Origin of the sequence: Streptomyces paludis (genome assembly GCF_003344965.1) — a bacterium.
Lineage (GTDB): Bacteria > Actinomycetota > Actinomycetes > Streptomycetales > Streptomycetaceae > Streptomyces > Streptomyces paludis.
Genome location: NZ_CP031194.1, coordinates 4318882 through 4336403, shown reverse-complemented (window position 1 = coordinate 4336403; position 17522 = coordinate 4318882). Strand labels below are relative to the sequence as shown.

Below are 17522 nucleotides of genomic sequence, written 5' to 3'. Positions count from 1 at the left end.
GGCTGGTCTGCTGGGTGGGTCGGTCATCACGCGCCGAGCCGGTCGTCCAGCCGGGTACGGAGGGCCGCCAGCGCGTCGGCGTCCGCGCCGCTCTCCTGGAGCAGCCGCCCGACCTGCTCCCCGTCCGCGTCGAGGAGTACGGCCAGCACATGCGCCGTCCCCACCGTAACCGCGCCGCGCTCGGCCGCCAGCAGCCGGACCCTGGCCACCAGCTGCTCGGCCTCGGCCGACAGCTCCACCTCTCCGGCGGGTGTGGACGGTACGCCGTGCCCCGTAGCCGGTACGAGCGCGGTGGCCGCGCGGACCAGCGCCGCATGCCGTACCCCGCACGAACGCAGCTCTCCGGCAACGGAGTTGACCCCTGCCAGCTCCGCCTGAAGCGCCTTTCCGGCCAGGGTGAGGGAACGGTCCAGGGACAGTACGGCGAGCAGCAGCTCGGCGGGGCCGGCGGTGTCGCGACCGTACCGTTCCGCCTGCCGGATCGCCTCGTTGCGCAGCACCATCAGGATCAGCGACCCGTCGCCCGTGGAACGGGTCATCCACGACGCCATGCCGCGCATCAACCAACTGCCGCGCTCGCCCAGCAGCCCGCTCTGCCGCAGCAGCTTCACACTGCCGGCCTCGGCCTCGCGCTCGGCCATCCAGGGGGTGGCTCCGCCGCGTACGGCCTCGGCCTGCGCGTCCAGCCTGGCGGCGGACGCCGCCAGATCCACCCGGCACAGCACCATCTGCTCGACGGCCCGGCTCAGGGGCTGCTCCAGCAGAGCGCGGGCGATGTGGCGCTCGTGCACGGTGTACGAACCCTCCCGCCGCGCCTGCCGGAGCGCGCCACGGAGGGTGGCGCGGAGGGCACCGGTGGGTACGGGCCTTGCGGCCTCCCTGGCGGGACCGGGCCGGGACTGCTTGACGGAGAACCACAGCGCTTCACGCCAGACGGCGTCGGCTTCGACGCGGTCGTCGGCGGGGTCTTGCTGACCCTCACCGCCACCCTTCACCTCGTCCTCATCCTCATCCGTCCGGACCCAGGAGTTACCCCCCATACGGGCAAGGAGCTGACCGCCGACGGAAGTTGACGCCTGGAGCCCGGGGACGAGGGCGGCGCCGGGCTTCTCGTTGTCGTCCAGCAGTATGTAGAGAAGGTGCTCGGTACCCACCTTCTCGACCCCCTTCTTGAACGCGCGGTGGACGAGCCGCGACAGCAACGCGAGCGCGTCGGAAGCGAATTCGGTGGTCTGGGGGACCTGCGGGCTCTGCGGGCTCTGCGGGCTCTGCGAGGGCTGCTGGGTCATGGAAAGGCTCCGTGATTCGGTGTGCGGCGGTGACTGACTTCCCGGAACACCGACGTTAGGCGCCCACCCCACACCCCCGCGACGGCCGATCGGCCACGCTTCCTGGCCATTCGGCGCGGGCACGGGTGGCCCCGTGCGGGTCAGTACCGAGAGGTAACCGGGGTGGGCCGGTGGCGGAGGTGGTGGGCGTCTGGGCCGCCCCTCCTCCTGCCAGTGTCGCGCCTCCAGGGGAGGTGTAAAGGGCGCTCCTTCGTCGCGTCGGCTACGCCGACTCCGCTGCGCTCCGCCCTTGACACCTCCCCTTCCGGCGCGTGTACGGAAGAGGGGGGCGGCCGGGGGGAGGGGGCCCGGGGGGTGGTGCCGTGCTGCCACTCGGCTCAGGGTCCGGCGGGCGGGTGGGCCCTGCGGGGCTGCGCAGCAGAGGAATGGGGCTGCCCGGCTCGTCTCAGCGGCTGACGGCCGCCGGTTCCTCAGACACATGCCCCGCCGGTCACCGTGGTGTGGGTTGTGGGATTACTGGGACGCAGGTGGCGGTAAGTGGGCCCTTGAAGGCCGTCTATGCGTCGTGGAGGGCCGCTTATGCACCTGAGGACACACGTGCCGCCCGAGGGGACCCTCAACGGGACGCCAAACTGTCCCATATGGGACAGATGGGGTGGGCATTCGGCCCGCAGACCCGGCCGGGCGGCAGAACCCGCCCACCTTCCGGGCACCACAGCGCGACGGTGACCAGCGGGGCTTGAGTCTCAGCACACAGCGGACCGTTGGCCGCCGAGACGGGGCCGAGTCACCCCATTCCTCTGCCGCGCAGCCCCGCAGGGCCCACCCGCCCGTCGGACCCTGAACCGGCCCGCGCTCCCGTGTACCTCCTGGGCCCCCCTTCCCCCCGGCCGCCCCTCCCGCACCCGCACTTGCGTCTCCGGGGGAGGTGTCAAGGGCGAAGCGCAGCGGAGTCGGCGCAGCCGACGCGACGAAGGAGCGCCCTTTACACCTCCACCGGAGACGCGACACTCAAAGGCCGGAGGGGCGGCCCCACGCCCAACAACCTCCGCCACCGCCCCACCCCCGACAGAGTTCCGCTCTGACCCGCACCCGACAACCCCACGGCGCCCAGCGGGGCTTGAGTCTCAGCAAACAGCGGGCGGTTGGCCGCTGAGCCGGTGCCGGGCCGCCCCATTCCTCTGCCGCGTAGCCCCGCAGGGTCCACCGGGCCGCCAGCCCCTGAGCCGACCGGCAGTACGGCGCCACCCCTTGGGCCCCAGCCCCCGCGGTCGGCACCTCGCCCCCGTACACCCCGGTCTACCCCTCGGTACTGACCCGCACCCGACAACCCCACCGCGCCCAGCGGCGCATGTCAGCCCTCCGTGCCGGCCGTGTCGGACAGCGTCGTGTGCAGGAAGTCCAAGGTGCGCTGCCAGGCCAGTGTGGCCGAGTCGGCGTGGTATGCCTCGGGGCGGGCGTCGTTGAAGAAGGCGTGGCCTGCCGGGTAGAGGTGCAGGGTGGGGGTGATGCCGGACTGGGTGACGATCGCCTCCCGCAGCTCCTCCAGGGACGCGGGCGGCACGGACTCGTCGGTCTCGCCGTAGTGCCCCAGGATCTGGGCCTTCAGGCCCGAGAAGTCGGGCACGCCCTCCTTGTTGACCCCGTAGAACGGTACGGCCGCCGCGACTCGCGCGTCGTGCGCCGCCTGGCTGAGCACGAATCCGCCGCCCATGCAGAAGCCGACCGAGCCGATCCGGTCGCCGTCCGTCTCCTCCCGCGCGAGGAGGTAGTCGACGGCGCCCGAGAGCAGCTCGACAGCGCGCGGGGTGGGCAGCTCCAGCATCATCCGGAGCGCCTCCTCCGCGTCGTGGGCGACCTCGCCGCCGTACAGGTCGGGCGCGAGCGCCACGAAGCCCGCCTGCGCGAGGCGGTCCGCGATCTCCTTGATGTGGGTGGTCAGCCCCCACCACTCCTGGATGACGATGACACCGGGGCCGTGCCCGGCGGGCGGCACCGCGAGATAGCCGTGGGCGGTGCTGCCCGCGCTGGGGAACGTGACGTTCTGCGGGGAGGAAGAGGAAGAGGTGGAGGGGGTGGAGTCGGTGGTCATGGGGGCCTCCAAGTGGTCGAGGGTGGTTCACTCGCGATCGTACGTAATCCACCGCTCGCCCCGTGGCTCCCCTGCCCCTTCACTTCCTTCCCCCCCCGATCACCCCACCAGCCCCAGCCCCCTCCGCACCCCCGCACTGAGTCCGACCGGCCCCACGTCCGGGAAGATCTCCCGGTCGGTCATCCGGCCGTCGCCGTCGACCTCGTACCAGCCCTGTGTGGTGTTGACCAGGTAGTAGCGCCCGTCCCCGCCGCCGCTGAGCAGCAGGACGTACTCCTTCCCCGGGACCAGATCGGCCGCCTCCGAACTCGTGCCGGGGGGTGTGTACGCGACCTCGATCGAACTCCCCGGCACCGCGCCCCCCTTGGCCGTCGCGATGATCTTCGCCGGGGCGACCATGTTCGTCACGCCGTCGCGGTTCTCCGTCCGTCCGGTCCCCAGCTTCGCGCGGACGACGAGGTCGGCGGACGCCTCCAGCTCGGCCGTGGTGTGGTAGTACGGTTCGTCGGCCGCGACGGATGTACCGCCAGGACCGCCGGGCAGTTGCCCGTCCAGGAGTACGAGGACGGCCCCGACCCCGAGGGCCACCACCGCGCCACAGGCCACCGCCGCCATCAGAAAGCCCCGGCCCCAGCCCCGGCGGAAGCGCGGCGCCCGGCCGGAAGCAGAAGGACCCGGCGCCGCGTCCGGCACCGGATTCGTCTGCCTGATCAAGGACTTGACTCGCCTCATTCGGACTCCTCCACGTAAACGGCGCGGAATGCTTTACGGGCGCGGTGCAGCCGTACCCAGACCGCCGGGGCCGCGCAACCCAGCACCTCACCGGTCTCGGCCGCGCTCAGCCCGTCCCAGTAACTGAGGAGGAGCACGTCACGGTGCCGGGCGGGGAGCTGGTCGAGGGCGTCGAGTACGGCGGTGTCCTGGCCGGAGGCCGGGGCGCGGTCCAGCTCGGCGGTGATACGGCGGTGGAGGTCGGTGAGCCGGGCGGTCGCGCGGTAGTGGTTGGCGAGCAGATTCCGCGCGGTGACGATGAGCCAGCCCGTGGTCATGACCTCGCCGCCCGTCGCCGTACGCTCCCACGCGATCCGGAAGACCTCGGCCGTCAGCTCCTCGGCCTCGTTCCGGTCGCCCAGCCGCCGGTACGCGTAAGCGAATACGCGCGGCTGCTCGCGGGCGTACAGCGCGGTGAAGCGCGCGGTCTTCGCGGTGTTGCTCCCCCTGGTCTCCACACCCCTTATATGTCATGCACCGGCGGATCCTTACACACAGCCGCACAGCCACACAGCCAAGGCCACCGAACCGCAAACGCCGAAAGGCGGCATCCCCTCCGTCAGCCATCGGCCATCAGTCATCGGCCGTCAACTGGAAGGAAATGCCGCCCTCGGTCAGGACAGTTGATCCACTGGGGCCGGAGCCCCGGTCGATCAGAAGTCCATGTCACCGCCCGGCATGCCGCCGCCCGCGGGGGCCGCGCCGGCCTTCTCGGGCTTGTCGGCGATAACAGCCTCGGTGGTGAGGAACAGCGCCGCGATGGAGGCGGCGTTCTGGAGCGCGGAGCGCGTGACCTTCGCGGGGTCGATGATGCCCTCGGCGATCATGTCGACGTACTCGCCGGTCGCCGCGTTCAGGCCGTGGCCGACCTTCAGGTTGCGGACCTTCTCGACGACGACGCCGCCCTCAAGGCCACCGTTGACGGCGATCTGCTTGAGGGGAGCCTCCAGCGCGAGCTTCACGGCGTTGGCGCCGGTCGCCTCGTCGCCCGTCAGCTCAAGCTTGTCGAAGACCGAGGAAGCCTGGAGCAGAGCCACGCCACCACCGGCGACGATGCCCTCCTCGACGGCGGCCTTGGCGTTGCGCACCGCGTCCTCGATGCGGTGCTTGCGCTCCTTCAGCTCGACCTCGGTCGCCGCGCCGGCCTTGATGACCGCCACGCCGCCCGCGAGCTTCGCCAGACGCTCCTGGAGCTTCTCGCGGTCGTAGTCCGAGTCGCTGTTCTCGATCTCGGCGCGGATCTGCTTGACCCGCCCGGCGACCTGGTCGCTGTCACCGGCACCGTCGACGATGGTGGTCTCGTCCTTGGTGATGACGACCTTGCGGGCGCGGCCCAGCAGGTCGAGACCGGCGTTCTCCAGCTTGAGGCCGACCTCTTCGGAGATGACCGTACCGCCGGTGAGGATGGCGATGTCGTTCAGCATCGCCTTGCGGCGGTCGCCGAAGCCCGGGGCCTTGACGGCGACGGACTTGAAGGTGCCGCGGATCTTGTTGACGACCAGCGTCGACAGAGCCTCGCCCTCGACGTCCTCCGCGATGATCAGCAGGGGCTTGCCCGACTGCATGACCTTCTCCAGCAGCGGAAGGAGGTCCTTCACATTGCCGATCTTGGAGTTGACGATCAGGAGGTACGGGTCGTCGAGCGACGCCTCCATGCGCTCCATGTCGGTCGCGAAGTACGCCGAGATGTAGCCCTTGTCGAAGCGCATGCCCTCCGTCAGCTCAAGCTCCAGCCCGAAGGTCTGGGACTCCTCGACGGTGATGACGCCTTCCTTGCCGACCTTGTCCATGGCCTCGGCGATCAGCTCGCCGATCTGGGTGTCAGCGGCGGAGATGGAGGCCGTCGAAGCGATCTGCTCCTTGGTCTCCACGTCCTTGGCCTGCTCCAGCAGCGCACCGGAGACGGCCTCGACGGCCTTCTCGATGCCGCGCTTGAGGGCCATCGGGTTGGCGCCGGCGGCGACGTTGCGCAGGCCCTCGCGGACGAGCGCCTGGGCCAGGACGGTCGCGGTGGTCGTACCGTCACCGGCGACGTCGTCCGTCTTCTTGGCGACTTCCTTGACCAGCTCGGCGCCGATCTTCTCGTACGGGTCCTCGAGCTCGATCTCCTTGGCGATGGAGACACCATCGTTGGTGATCGTGGGGGCGCCCCACTTCTTCTCAAGGACAACGTTGCGGCCCTTGGGACCAAGGGTGACCTTGACGGCGTCGGCGAGCTGGTTCATCCCGCGCTCGAGACCGCGCCGTGCCTCCTCGTCGAACGCGATGATCTTGGCCATGTGAAGTGGTCCTCCCGGACGGATCGGGTCTCCCCCGCTCGAAACAGAGATTCCGAGCTGGAGGAAGGATTGCTCCGGACCGCGCTGGCGCCCGCGACGGACGGCCTGAGAGCCGGGTGGTTCCTTGCCCCACCGACCCTCCGAGCCTCACCGACCCGGTCCTTAAGTTGTCACTCTCATGTGCAGAGTGCTAACGCCAATAATTAGCACTCGGCACCCGAGAGTGCAAGCGTCTCCCGGAGGGCCGGGGCTCCTTCCCCCGGTGACGACGGACGCACGAGGGGCCCGCATCCATCACTGGATGCGGGCCCCTCGGCGTGAGTGACGTGCCGCGTGTCGTGAGTGCGTCGGTGGCCGATCGCGCCGGGATCAGACGGCGAGTTTGACCATGTCCGCCTGCGGACCCTTCTGGCCCTGCGAGATCTCGAACTCCACTCGCTGACCTTCTTCAAGGGTGCGGTAACCGTCCATCTGAATCGCGCTGTAGTGGACGAAAACATCCGCACCACCGTCTACCGCGATGAAGCCGTAGCCCTTCTCCGCGTTGAACCACTTGACGGTGCCCTGAGCCATGCCTAACTCCCCTATTACTGGCCCTTGCACGGGGCCACACTTCGCGTCGGAACGCGTCGACCGCGGCTGAATGTATCTGCCCAACTGCCCTCTGCAACAGGTCAATCGGACGAGAAATCTGGGCGTGGCCGAACTCGCATAGCGATGAATTCGCAGCGATCCAGGGCAAGTCGGGCCGGGCAAAGCGCACCTATCGCACAAAGGCCACCGGGAGATCGGCCTCATGTTGTCGCGTTCTCGCGCGCGCCGACGGCGGCGGACAGCGGGGCCTTCCCCCACTCTATCGCGCTCAACCATGCAGAATGACCCCCTCCGCTTCGCTTGCGGAGGAGGCCATTCCAGTAACAGCACTTACGTACGGAGGCGACGTACGTACGGGACGCGACGTACGTACGGACGCGGCGATCAGCCGCCGGCCACCGCCGGGATGATCGAGATGCCGGCGCCCTCGGGCGTCGCGGTCTCCAGGCCCTGCTCGAAGCGGACGTCGTCGTCGTTCACGTACACGTTCACGAAGCGGCGCAGCTTGCCCTGGTCGTCCAGGACGCGCGCGGCGATGCCGGGGTGGTTGGCCTCCAGGGACTGGATGACCTCGGAGAGGGTCGCGCCCTCCGCCGGGACCTCGGCCTCACCACCGGTGTACGTGCGGAGGATGGTGGGGATGCGGACCTTGACGCTCATGGTGGTGCCCTTTCTGCTTCTGCGGAGTACGGGGTCGAGCCGGCGCACGGCCGACTCCGGTCAGCCCGCCGCGGCCTCGGAGCCCGCCGCGGCCTCGGAGCCCGCCGCGGCCTCGGAGCCCGCCGCGGCCTCGGAGTCCGTCGCCAGCCCGGCCGCCCGGAACGCGTCGAGGCTCGGCCTGATCGTCGCCGTCGGCCCGGTCGTCGGCGCCACGGCGTCCAGCGTCTTGAGGCCGTCACCGGTGTTCAGGACCACGGTGGTGAGCGTCGGGTCGAGGAGTCCGGTCTCAATGAGCTTCTTCGTCACACCGACGGTCACCCCGCCCGCCGTCTCCGCGAAGATCCCCTCCGTACGGGCAAGCAGCTTGATCGCGTCAACGATCTGCTCGTCGTTGACGTCCTCGACGGCGCCGCCCGTGCGGCGCGTGATGTCCAGGACGTACGGGCCGTCCGCCGGGTTGCCGATCGCCAGCGACTTGGCGATCGTGTTGGGCTTCTGCGGCCGTACGACGTCATGACCCGCCTTGAAGGCGGTGGAGACCGGCGAGCAGCCCTCCGCCTGGGCGCCGAAGATCTTGTACGGCTTGTCCTCGACCAGGCCCAGCTTGATCAGCTCCTGAAGACCCTTGTCGATCTTCGTGAGCTGTGAGCCGGAGGCGATCGGGATGACGATCTGGTCGGGCAGCCGCCAGCCGAGCTGCTCGCAGATCTCGTACGCGAGCGTCTTGGAGCCCTCGCCGTAGTACGGGCGGAGGTTGACGTTGACGAAGCCCCAGCCCTCGCCGAGCGGGTCGCCGATCAGCTCGGAGCAGAAACGGTTCACGTCGTCGTAATTGCCCTCGATGCCGACCAGGTCACCCCCGTACACCGCGGCCATGACGACCTTGCCCTGCTCCAGGTCGTGCGGGATGAACACGCACGAGCGCAGCCCGGCGCGGGCGGCGGCGGCGCCGACGGCGCCCGCGAGGTTGCCCGTGGAGGAGCAGGAGAGCGTGGTGAAGCCGAAGGCGCGGGCGGCCTCGACGGCGATGGCGACGACACGGTCCTTGAAGGAGTGCGTCGGGTTGCCGGAGTCGTCCTTGATGTGGAGCGCGCCGGTGATGCCCAGTTCACGGGCGAGATTGTCGGCCTTGACGAGCTTGGTGAAACCGGGGTTGATATTCGGCTTCGTGGCCACATCGGCGGGGACCGGCAGCAGCGGCGCGTACCGCCAGATGTTGTCGGGGCCCTCGGCAATGCGCTTCTTCAGCTCTTCGGGGTTGCCGCTGGGCAGCTCGTACGCGACTTCGAGCGGCCCGAAACAGCTCGCGCAGGCGAAAATGGGGCCGAGGGCGAAACGTTCGCCGCATTCGCGGCAGGAGAGCGCGACGGCGGGACCGAAATCAACAGTCCCAGCGGACTCAGTGGTCTTGGTAGTCCCTGCGGTCTCAGCGGACTCGGTGGTCCCAGCGGACTCTGTGGTCGGAACGCTGTTCGGGACGGTCTGCACAGCCATGATGGCGAGGCCCTTTCTCCTCATCTTCCTCGCGACGTACTTCGCCGCAAGACGGAATTGGCACCTTCCCCACCGTGACCTCGCGGTCGGCGGGAGGGTTGCCGGGACTTCAACGGGCCGTTCCCTCAGTCCCTCTGGATGAGCGCTATGACGCCGGACCCGGGGTCCGGTGCGTTTGTTTCACCTGCTGGTGTTGTTCAAGACTGTAACCGAAGGAGTGGACGGCTGAGATAGTCGTCCGCACCGCGAGATGGATCACACACGGTCCCACTGGATCATCCTGATCAGTGGCTTACCCCCCGATTTTACGGATCAGCGCAGGGAGTACCGAACGTGCTGGAAGAGGTGGAGCGCTGGCTGGCCAGGCGCTCCTGGTCAGCCGCCGACCGTACGCTCGACCAGCTGCTGGCGGCGAAGGCCGCCCGGGGCAGCACGGTGAGCGTGGTGCTGCCGGCGCTGAACGAGGAGGGGACGGTCGGCGAGATCGTCTCCGAGATCCGGCGCGCGCTGATGACGCGGACGGCGCCGCTGGTCGATGAGCTGGTGGTGCTCGACTCCGGCTCCACGGACCGTACGGCCCAGGTGGCGGCGGCGGCCGGCGCGCGTGTCGTGCACCGGGACGCGATCCTGCCGCGGCTGCCGGCCGTACCGGGCAAGGGCGAGGTGCTGTGGCGGTCGCTGCTGGTGACGAGCGGCGATGTCGTGTGCTTCGTGGACGCCGACCTGAGGGAGTTCTCGGCGGACTTCGTGTCCGGGACGGTGGGCCCGCTGCTCACGGACCCGGAGGTGCACTTCGTGAAGGCGATGTACGACCGGCCGCTGCGGAACGTTACGGAAGGCAGCACGCCCGCTGCCGGTTCCTCCGCAGGCTCCTCCGCAGGTCAGGGCGGCCGGGTGACCGAGCTGGTGGCCCGCCCGCTGCTCAATCTGCACTGGCCCCGGCTGGCCGGTTTCGTCCAGCCGCTGGGCGGGGAGTACGCGGCACGCCGTGCCCTGCTGGAGCGGCTGCCGTTCCCGGTCGGGTACGGCGTGGAGCTGGGCCTCCTCGTCGACGCGCTCCACACGGTGGGGCTCGACGCGCTGGCCCAGGTCGACGTAGGGGTACGGCTGCACCGCCACCAGGACGACGCGGCCCTCGGCCGGATGGCGGCGGCGATCTACCGCACGGCGCAGCTACGGCTGTCGCGGGGACGCGCGGCAGCCGGGCAGGCGGGCCAGCTGGGGCAGGTCGGGCAGCTGGGGCAGCTGGTACGGCCGCGGCTGACGCAGTTCGAGCGGCGCGAGGGCGGTGAGGGCGGCTTCGCGCCTCGGACGTACGCGGTGGACACGGAGGAGCGCCCGCCGATGCGCGAGATAGCCGAGTACACGGCGGGGCGGGCAGCGTAAAAATGAGGGGCCGAGGCCCGCCGCCCCGCACCGGTCCGCCGCCCCACACCGGCGCGGCGTGCACCACCCCACCAGTCCGATTATCTAGATTCGTCCCTTATGGGTATGAACCACATCTTCATCGGGATGATCGCGGACGCCGACCGCCAGCTGGCCCTCACCGACGCCGCCGCCCAGAGCCTCTGGCTGCTCGGCGGGGTGGCGCTCGCGCTCGCGGGCGCCGCGGCGGTCGCCCTGGCGGCGACACGCAGCGCACGGGACACCCGGAACACGCGCGGCCCGCACGACTGACGGGTCACACCCGCACGTCCGTACGTTTGAGCGCTCGCCGCGCGGGCTAGGTTTCGGCACATGGTCTCGCAGCAGCCCGCACACGTACTCGTCGCGTCCAACCGAGGCCCCGTCTCGTACGCCGTGGGCGACGGCGGCGCCCTGGTCGCCAAGCGGGGCGGCGGCGGGCTGGTCTCCGGGCTGTCGGCCATCGGCCCGGACACGGACGCCGTCTGGGTGTGCGCGGCGCTCGGCGAGGGCGACCGCGAGGCCGTCCGGCGGCTGGACGGCCGGCTCGACCCGGCGGACACGGGCGGGCAGCGGGTCCGCATGATCGCCGTCCCGCCCGAGGTCTACGCCGACGCGTACAACCACATCGCGAACTCGACGCTCTGGTTCGTCCACCACCTGCTCTACCAGACCCCGCTGGAGCCGTCCTTCGGCCCGGAGTTCCGCGCCCGCTGGGCGTCGTACGAGACGTACAACCGCGCCTTCGCGCAGGCCCTGGCCGACGAGGCGGCCGAGGGCGCGGCGGTCCTCGTGCAGGACTACCACCTGGCGCTGGTGCCGGGCATGCTCCGCGCGCTCCGCCCCGACCTGCGGATCGGGCACTTCTCGCACACCCCGTGGGCGCCGCCGGACTACTTCCGGCTGCTGCCCGACGACATCGCGCGCCAGCTGCTGCGCGGCATCCTCGGCGCCGACCGCGCCGGCTTCCTGACCCGGCGCTGGGCCGACGCCTTCACCGCCTGCTGTACGGAACTGCTCGGCGGTACGGGCAGCACCCGCGTCGGCGTGCACGGCCTGGGCGCCGACGCCGACTTCCTGCGCGAGCGCGCGCACCGCCCGGACGTGGCCGACCGCATGGAGGCGCTGCGCACCCAGATCGGCCGCGCGGACACGGGCAAGCCCCGGAAGACGATCGTCCGGGTGGACCGCACGGAGCTGTCGAAGAACATCGTCCGCGGCCTGCACGCCTACCGTCTGCTGCTGACCGACCACCCGGAGTGGCGCGGCCGGGTCGTCCACATCGCCTTCGCCTACCCCTCCCGCCAGGATCTGGCGGTCTACCGCGACTACACGGCCGAGGTCCGGCGGGTGGCCGACGAGATCAACACCGAGTTCGGCACCTACGGCTGGACCCCGGTCATCCTCCACGTCGACGACGACTTCGCCCGCTCCCTGGCCGCGTACCGGCTGGCGGACGTGGCCCTGGTCAACCCGATCCGCGACGGCATGAACCTCGTCGCCAAGGAGATCCCCGTCGTCTCCGACCACGGCTGCGCACTCGTCCTCTCCCGCGAGGCCGGCGCGTACGAGGAGCTGGGCGACGACGCGCTGGTGATCAACCCGTACGACATCTCCGCCACCGCCACCGCCCTCCGCCATGCCCTCACCCTCCCCGACAGCGAACGCGCCGAACGCTCGAAGCGCCTGGCCGCAGCGGCGACGGCCCTCCCACCGCAGCGCTGGTTCCTGGACCAGCTGGAGGCACTGCGGCAGGACTGAGGCGGGGGGCCTGGCGGAACGACGGCCCTGACGACTCAGGCGGCTCAGGCCGCGACCGTCTCCGCCAACGCCGCCAGAAAGGCCGCTACCGCTGCCGGGCCCGGGAGGCGGAGGTCGGCTTGGGCGGAGAGTTCGGGGACTTCGGTGCCGCTGCACAGCAGGAGGCCGGGGTGGCCTTCGGCGCGGAGTTCGCGTACGGCCGCGTAGGCGGGGAGGTCGCCGAGGTCGTCGCCCGCGTACAGGATGGTCTCGGCGCCCGTTTCGCGTACGTACTCCAGCAGCGCGACGCCCTTGTCCATGCCGGGCGGGCGCAGTTCCAGGACCATGCGGCCGGGTTCGACGATCAGGCCGTGGCGGGCGGCTAGGTCGGCCAGGGGGGTGCGGAGGGCGTCGAAGGCGGCCTGGGGGTCGGTGGCGCGGCGGGTGTGGACGGCGAGGGCCTGGCCCTTCTCCTCCACCCAGGTGCCGCGCCAGGCGCCGAACCGGTCGAGGAATCCGGGGAGTTCGGCGCGGACGGCCGCCACGCCGTCGTGCGGTGCGGGGGCTCGGACGGTCCCGGAGGCCGCGTCCCAGCGTTCGGCGCCGTAGTGGCCGAGGACCACGAGCCGCTCCAGCCCCGGCACCCCGGCGAAGCCGCCGTACCGTACGGCCACCTCGGCCGGCCGGCCGGTCACGACGGCGACCGACGCGACATGCGGCGCGAGCGCGGCCAGCGCGGGGACGGCGCCCGGGTGGGCGCGGGCCTGTTCGGGGTCGGGGACGATGTCGGCCAGCGTGCCGTCGAAGTCGAGCGCGACGACCGCCTTCCCCGGCCGCGCGAGCAGCGCGGCCAGGCCGTCGGCGCCGGCGGGGGTGGTCGGTTCCGGTAGATGGGTACTGCGGGGGGCCTGGGGGTCCGGTGGCTGCTGGGGGTGCGGATGGCTTCCCATGTTTTCGACCCTAGACGAGTGGGCGCCCCGCCCACACCCCCGCCGGGGCCGGCCGGCCCTCGGCTATCTGCGCTCGCGCCGTTCCTGCCGTACGCGCCGCAGCCTGTTCACGGTCACCGGATCGTGCTCGGCGGCCCTCGGGTCGTCCAGCAGCGCGCTCAGCAGCTGGTAGTACCGGGTCGGGGAGAGGCCCAGCCGCTCCCGGATGGCCCGCTCCTTGGCACCGGTCCCCGGCCAGCCGCGGCCCTCCATCGCAAGGATGGCGCGGTCGCGGTCGGAGAGCCCGCCCCCGGACCCGACGGGAAGGGAGGGGGTGGGGGCGGGCTGCTCGGCCGCTTCGTCCGGCTGTTCGGTGGGGTCGGTGGGGTCGGTGGGCGCTTCCCGACCCTCCCGCTCCCCCGGCTCTTCCGGCTCTTCCGGCTCTTCCGGCTCATTCGTGGTGGTCATAACACCTCCACGCTACCTACTCCGCGGCCTCCGCCGTCGCCGCGTCCCTCGCGATCCGGCCCAGCACGCTCGACGCGCTCCCGCCCGGCTCGACCGCCTGGCCGATGTTCTTCTTGATGCTGTCGCTCACCGTCGACCAGGAGTTCTTGCCGTACGGGAGGAGTTCGGACGTGGGCAGCGCCTCCAGGAACTTGCGCAGATCGGCGTGGTTGTCGTCCGCCGTCATCTCCTCGCTGGCGCTGTACGTCACGGGCAGCAGGTCGTACAGGCCGGCGAAGTTGAGGACGTTCGTGTCCTCGTACACGTAATCCAGGAAGCGGCCGATCTCGCGGCGGTGGTTGTTCTCCTTGAACGCCATCATCCAGTCCGACACCCCCATCGACGACTTGGCCTTGCCCTTGGCGCCGGGCAGCGCCACCATGCCGACCTTGATGCCGCTCTTGCTCGCGTCCTGCATCAGCGACGGGTGGCCGTTGAGCATGCCGACCTCGCCGCTGGTGAACGCCTTGAAGGCGGTCGCGCGGTCGAGCTTGCCGGGCGCGACCGGGCCGGTGAGCCCTTCGCCGACGAGGTCCTTCCGCAGCCAGTCGAAGGTGTCGATGTTCTGCTGCGAGTCGATGTTGTACGAGCCGTCCGCCGTGTCCGTGTAGCCGCCGCCGCCGGCCAGCAGCCACATCAGGGTCTCGCCCTGCGCCTCCTCCGAGCCCAGCGGGATCGCGATCGGCGTCGTCACGCCCTGCTCCTTGAGCGCCTGGGCGTCTTCCTTGATGTCGTCCCAGTTCTTGGGGGCGTCGGTCAGCCCGGCCTGTTCGAACAAGTCCTTGTTGTAGAAGAGCAGTCGGGTGGAGGCGACGAACGGCATTCCGTACTGGACGCGGTTGACCTTTCCGGCCTCGGAGAGCTGCGAAAGGAAGTTCGCCTGCGAGGGAACGGAGAGCAGCTGATCGGCGTTGTAGAGCTTGCCCGCCTTCGCGTACTGGGAGTACGAGCCGATCTGCGCGATGTCGGGCGCGTCGCCGTTCGCGACCCTCTCGGCGACATCCGCGTCAATGGTCTTCCAGGGGCGGACATCCACATCGATCTTGATGCCGGGGTTGTTGGACTCAAACTCCGCGGCGAGTGCTTTCCAGTACTTCGAGGAACTGTTCTCCGAGTTCGTGCCGTAATCCGCCGCGACGAGCTGGAGAGTGACCTCGGCGGCCCCTCCCGTACCGCCGCAGCCGGCCAGCGCCATGGTCGTACAGAGTGCGGCTATCGCCGCGGTCATTCCTGGGTAGCGCTGTCGCACGTTGTGTTCCCGCCCGTGTTGTTCTCGCCCGTTGTTACTTCGTCACTCGTTGTTATGTGGTGTCGGATTTTCTCCCATCCGGAGGTTTGCGGTCCACTCAAGATGATTACGCTTCGACAACTCATGGACACTCACCGATACGCGCAACAACACGCAACAAACCCGAACAGTGGACTAGACCTTTCTGGGCTCTACACGCGAGACTGTTCTCCGTGAGACACGTCATCGCCCTTGATGTGGGCGGCACCGGAATGAAAGCCGCCCTCGTGGGGGCGGACGGCGCTCTGCTTCACGAGGCGCGCCGCGCGACCGGCCGCGAACGCGGGCCCGACGCGGTCGTCGAGACCATCCTCGGCTTCGCCGCCGAACTGCGCGCGTACGGTACGGAGCACCTCGGCGCGAGCGCCCTCGCCGCCGGGGTCGCCGTCCCCGGCATCGTCGACGCCGAGCGCGGCGTGGCGCTGTACGCGTCCAACCTCGGCTGGCGTGACGTACCCCTGCGCGAGCTGCTCACGGCCCGGCTGGGCGGGGTGCCGGTGGCGCTCGGGCACGACGTACGCACGGGCGGGCTGGCCGAGGGGCGGCTCGGCGCGGGCCGGGGCGCGGACCGGTTCCTGTTCGTACCGCTCGGTACGGGGATCGCCGGCGCCATCGGGATCAACGGCGTCATCGAGGCGGGCGCGCACGGCTCGGCGGGCGAGATCGGCCATGTCGTCGTACGGCCCGACGGCCCCGAGTGCGGCTGCGGGCAGCGCGGCTGTCTGGAGACCCTGGCCTCGGCCGGCGCCGTCAGCCGCGCCTGGGCGGCCGAGACCGGCGAACCGACGGCGGACGCGGCGGACTGCGCGAAGGCCGTGGAGTCCGGCGACCCGGCGGCCCTGCGGATCTGGGCCAACGCGGTCGACGCGCTCGCCGCCGGGCTGGTCACGGCGCTCACCCTGCTGGACCCGCGCACACTGATCATCGGCGGCGGCCTGGCCGGGGCCGGGGACACCCTGTTCACACCGCTGCGGGCGGCGGTCGAGGCGCGGGTGACGTTCCAGTCCCTGCCGGAGATCGTCCCGGCGGCGCTCGGGGACACGGCGGGGTGTCTGGGGGCGGGGCTGCTGGCTTGGGACCTGCTGGAGGCGGAGGCCCAGGTCCCCCGGGCCGCGATACCTGCCGCTTCTGCCGCTCCCGGCGCCTCGGCTGCTCCGACCGCCTCTGCTTCTCCCGCCGCACAAGCCTCTTCCGGTACTCCCCCCACCGCTCCCCCCACACCCCCCACACAATCGGAGGTAACGGCCTGATGGCCTCACCCGCCGCACGCGCCGCATGCACCGTTCTCACCGGCGCCCGGGTGGTGCTCCCCACCGGCACCGTGGACGGCGCCCGGGTGATCGTCGACGAGAACGGCCGGATCACCGGCGCGCTCCCCGACGGCCACGACGACCGCGACGGCCTCAACCACACCGACCGTATCGACGGTATCGACCGCATCGATCTCACCGGCCACTGGCTCGTCCCCGGCTTCGTGGACCTCCACAACCACGGCGGCGGCGGTGCCTCGTTCACCTCCGGCTCCGTCGCCGACGTCCTGCACGGCGTCCGTACACACCGCGCCCACGGCACCACCACGCTCGTCGCGTCCCTCGTCACCGGCGAACCGGCCTTCCTCGCACAGCGCGCCGGTCTTCTCTCCGAACTCGTCGAGCAGGGCGACCTCGCCGGGATCCACTTCGAGGGCCCGTTCATCTCCCCCTGCCGCAAGGGCGCGCACAGCGCGGAGCTGCTGCGCCACCCCGACCCGGCCGAGGTGCGCAAGCTGATCGACGCGGCGCGCGGTACGGCCGCGATGATGACGCTCGCGCCCGAACTCCCCGGCGGCCTCGACTCCGTACGGCTGCTGGTGGAGCACGGTGTGCTCGCCGCCGTCGGCCATACGGACGCGACATACGAGCAGACCGTCGAGGCCGTCGACGCGGGCGCGCGTGTGGCGACACACCTGTTCAACGCGATGCCGTCGCTCGGCCACCGGGAGCCGGGACCGGTCGCCGCGCTGCTGGAGGACGAGCGGGTGACCGTCGAGCTGATCAACGACGGTACGCATCTGCACCCGGCCGCACTGGAGTTGGCGTTCCACCGCGCGGGTCCGGGCCGTGTCGCCTTCATCACGGACGCGATGGACGCGGCCGGTTACGGCGACGGCCGCTACCAGCTCGGCCCGCTGGCCGTCGACGTCAAGGACGGGGTGGCGCGGTTGGTGGAGGGCGGCTCGATCGCCGGGTCCACCCTCACCCTCGACACCGCCTTCCGGCGGGCGGCGACGGTGGACCGGCTGCCGGTGGAGGACATCGTCGACGCGGTCTCGGCGACCCCGGCGAGGCTGCTCGGCGTCTACGACCGGGTCGGCTCGCTGGAACCGGGCAAGGACGCGGACGCGGTGGTCCTGGACGCGGACTTCCGGCTCAAGGGCGTGCTGCACAAGGGCGATTGGGTGCTGGACCCGCGCAGCGCGGGGTGAACGGGGTGAGC

At 70.8% G+C, this 17522-nt stretch carries 15 protein-coding genes, 1 pseudogene and 1 riboswitch; of the genes and pseudogenes, 5 read left to right on the top strand and 11 right to left on the bottom strand.

The genetic code is table 11. The features are described 5' to 3' along the window. Positions 1-26: 26 nt before the first annotated feature. The 8 genes and pseudogenes from DVK44_RS19270 to thrC all read right to left on the bottom strand — a co-directional run. Positions 27-1289, bottom strand: a complete 1263-nt coding sequence (locus tag DVK44_RS19270) for a Clp protease N-terminal domain-containing protein (protein ID WP_114660767.1) — start codon at positions 1287-1289, stop codon at positions 27-29. Between the two features lie 1354 nt (positions 1290-2643). Further along, positions 2644-3381, bottom strand: a complete 738-nt coding sequence (locus DVK44_RS19265) for a dienelactone hydrolase family protein (RefSeq protein WP_114660766.1) — start codon at positions 3379-3381, stop codon at positions 2644-2646. Positions 3382-3480: 99 nt separating this feature from the next. Then, complete coding sequence (locus DVK44_RS19260) at positions 3481-4113, bottom strand: hypothetical protein (protein WP_162793963.1); 633 nt, start codon at positions 4111-4113, stop codon at positions 3481-3483. Further along, entirely contained in the window at positions 4110-4610 is a 501-nt protein-coding gene (locus DVK44_RS19255; protein WP_228447257.1) for an RNA polymerase sigma factor, read from the bottom strand. Before DVK44_RS19255 ends, DVK44_RS19260 begins: the two co-directional genes overlap by 4 nt. Positions 4611-4805: 195 nt before the next feature. Then, a complete protein-coding gene (groL, locus tag DVK44_RS19250; RefSeq protein ID WP_114660763.1) occupies positions 4806-6431 on the bottom strand; it encodes a chaperonin GroEL in 1626 nt (541 codons plus the stop codon). A 369-nt stretch (positions 6432-6800) separates the two neighbouring features. Then, a complete protein-coding gene (locus tag DVK44_RS19245; RefSeq protein WP_005315736.1) occupies positions 6801-7004 on the bottom strand; it encodes a cold-shock protein in 204 nt (67 codons plus the stop codon). A gap of 405 nt (positions 7005-7409) precedes the next feature. Continuing rightward, positions 7410-7685: a ubiquitin-like small modifier protein 1 gene (locus DVK44_RS19240; RefSeq protein ID WP_114660762.1), complete on the bottom strand. Its 276-nt coding sequence runs from the start codon at positions 7683-7685 to the stop codon at positions 7410-7412. Between the two features lie 141 nt (positions 7686-7826). After that, positions 7827-9179 (bottom strand): annotated as a pseudogene (gene thrC, locus DVK44_RS19230) (threonine synthase); the annotation flags it as partial. Positions 9180-9196: 17 nt separating this feature from the next. Then, positions 9197-9324: riboswitch (SAM riboswitch) on the bottom strand. Positions 9325-9512: 188 nt separating this feature from the next. Between thrC and DVK44_RS19225 the strand changes: the two are divergent. The 3 genes from DVK44_RS19225 to DVK44_RS19215 all read left to right on the top strand — a co-directional run bounded on the left by DVK44_RS19225 (position 9513) and on the right by DVK44_RS19215 (position 12344). Next, entirely contained in the window at positions 9513-10565 is a 1053-nt protein-coding gene (locus tag DVK44_RS19225; protein WP_114660761.1) for a glucosyl-3-phosphoglycerate synthase, read from the top strand. A 105-nt stretch (positions 10566-10670) separates the two neighbouring features. Beyond that, the gene (locus DVK44_RS19220) at positions 10671-10856 is read left to right on the top strand and encodes a hypothetical protein (RefSeq protein ID WP_162793961.1); all 186 of its coding nucleotides are present in this window, start codon (positions 10671-10673) and stop codon (positions 10854-10856) included. Between the two features lie 60 nt (positions 10857-10916). Next, the gene (locus DVK44_RS19215) at positions 10917-12344 is read left to right on the top strand and encodes an alpha,alpha-trehalose-phosphate synthase (UDP-forming) (RefSeq protein ID WP_114660759.1); all 1428 of its coding nucleotides are present in this window, start codon (positions 10917-10919) and stop codon (positions 12342-12344) included. A gap of 44 nt (positions 12345-12388) precedes the next feature. Here the strand turns inward: DVK44_RS19215 and otsB are convergent, their stop codons facing one another. The 3 genes from otsB to DVK44_RS19200 form a co-directional block, all read right to left on the bottom strand. Beyond that, positions 12389-13273 (bottom strand): trehalose-phosphatase, encoded by an 885-nt coding sequence (gene otsB, locus DVK44_RS19210; RefSeq protein WP_114660758.1) that lies wholly within the window; start codon positions 13271-13273, stop codon positions 12389-12391. A gap of 63 nt (positions 13274-13336) precedes the next feature. Beyond that, positions 13337-13720 (bottom strand): DUF3263 domain-containing protein, encoded by a 384-nt coding sequence (locus DVK44_RS37650; RefSeq protein ID WP_114660757.1) that lies wholly within the window; start codon positions 13718-13720, stop codon positions 13337-13339. A 16-nt stretch (positions 13721-13736) separates the two neighbouring features. Beyond that, positions 13737-15008 (bottom strand): extracellular solute-binding protein, encoded by a 1272-nt coding sequence (locus tag DVK44_RS19200; RefSeq protein WP_456243359.1) that lies wholly within the window; start codon positions 15006-15008, stop codon positions 13737-13739. Between the two features lie 212 nt (positions 15009-15220). On the opposite strand from DVK44_RS19200, the gene DVK44_RS19195 reads away from it, so the two are divergent. Then, complete coding sequence (locus DVK44_RS19195; protein ID WP_114660755.1) at positions 15221-16297, top strand: ROK family protein; 1077 nt, start codon at positions 15221-15223, stop codon at positions 16295-16297. Then, entirely contained in the window at positions 16297-17511 is a 1215-nt protein-coding gene (gene nagA / locus DVK44_RS19190; RefSeq protein ID WP_114660754.1) for an N-acetylglucosamine-6-phosphate deacetylase, read from the top strand. The genes DVK44_RS19195 and nagA overlap by 1 nt, the downstream gene beginning before the upstream one ends. The last annotated feature ends 11 nt before the right edge of the window (positions 17512-17522 follow it).

Bases quoted from the DNA above. Each gene is read 5' to 3' on its own strand.
- DVK44_RS19270 (WP_114660767.1), bottom strand. From the start codon at position 1,289: ATGACCCAGCAGCCCTCGCAGAGCCCGCAGAGCCCGCAGAGCCCGCAG.
- DVK44_RS19265 (WP_114660766.1), bottom strand. From the start codon at position 3,381: ATGACCACCGACTCCACCCCCTCCACCTCTTCCTCTTCCTCCCCGCAG.
- DVK44_RS19260 (WP_162793963.1), bottom strand. From the start codon at position 4,113: ATGAGGCGAGTCAAGTCCTTGATCAGGCAGACGAATCCGGTGCCGGAC.
- groL (WP_114660763.1), bottom strand. From the start codon at position 6,431: ATGGCCAAGATCATCGCGTTCGACGAGGAGGCACGGCGCGGTCTCGAG.
- DVK44_RS19245 (WP_005315736.1), bottom strand. From the start codon at position 7,004: ATGGCTCAGGGCACCGTCAAGTGGTTCAACGCGGAGAAGGGCTACGGC.
- DVK44_RS19240 (WP_114660762.1), bottom strand. From the start codon at position 7,685: ATGAGCGTCAAGGTCCGCATCCCCACCATCCTCCGCACGTACACCGGT.
- DVK44_RS19220 (WP_162793961.1), top strand. From the start codon at position 10,671: ATGAACCACATCTTCATCGGGATGATCGCGGACGCCGACCGCCAGCTG.
- DVK44_RS19215 (WP_114660759.1), top strand. From the start codon at position 10,917: ATGGTCTCGCAGCAGCCCGCACACGTACTCGTCGCGTCCAACCGAGGC.
- otsB (WP_114660758.1), bottom strand. From the start codon at position 13,273: ATGGGAAGCCATCCGCACCCCCAGCAGCCACCGGACCCCCAGGCCCCC.
- DVK44_RS37650 (WP_114660757.1), bottom strand. From the start codon at position 13,720: ATGACCACCACGAATGAGCCGGAAGAGCCGGAAGAGCCGGAAGAGCCG.
- nagA (WP_114660754.1), top strand. From the start codon at position 16,297: ATGGCCTCACCCGCCGCACGCGCCGCATGCACCGTTCTCACCGGCGCC.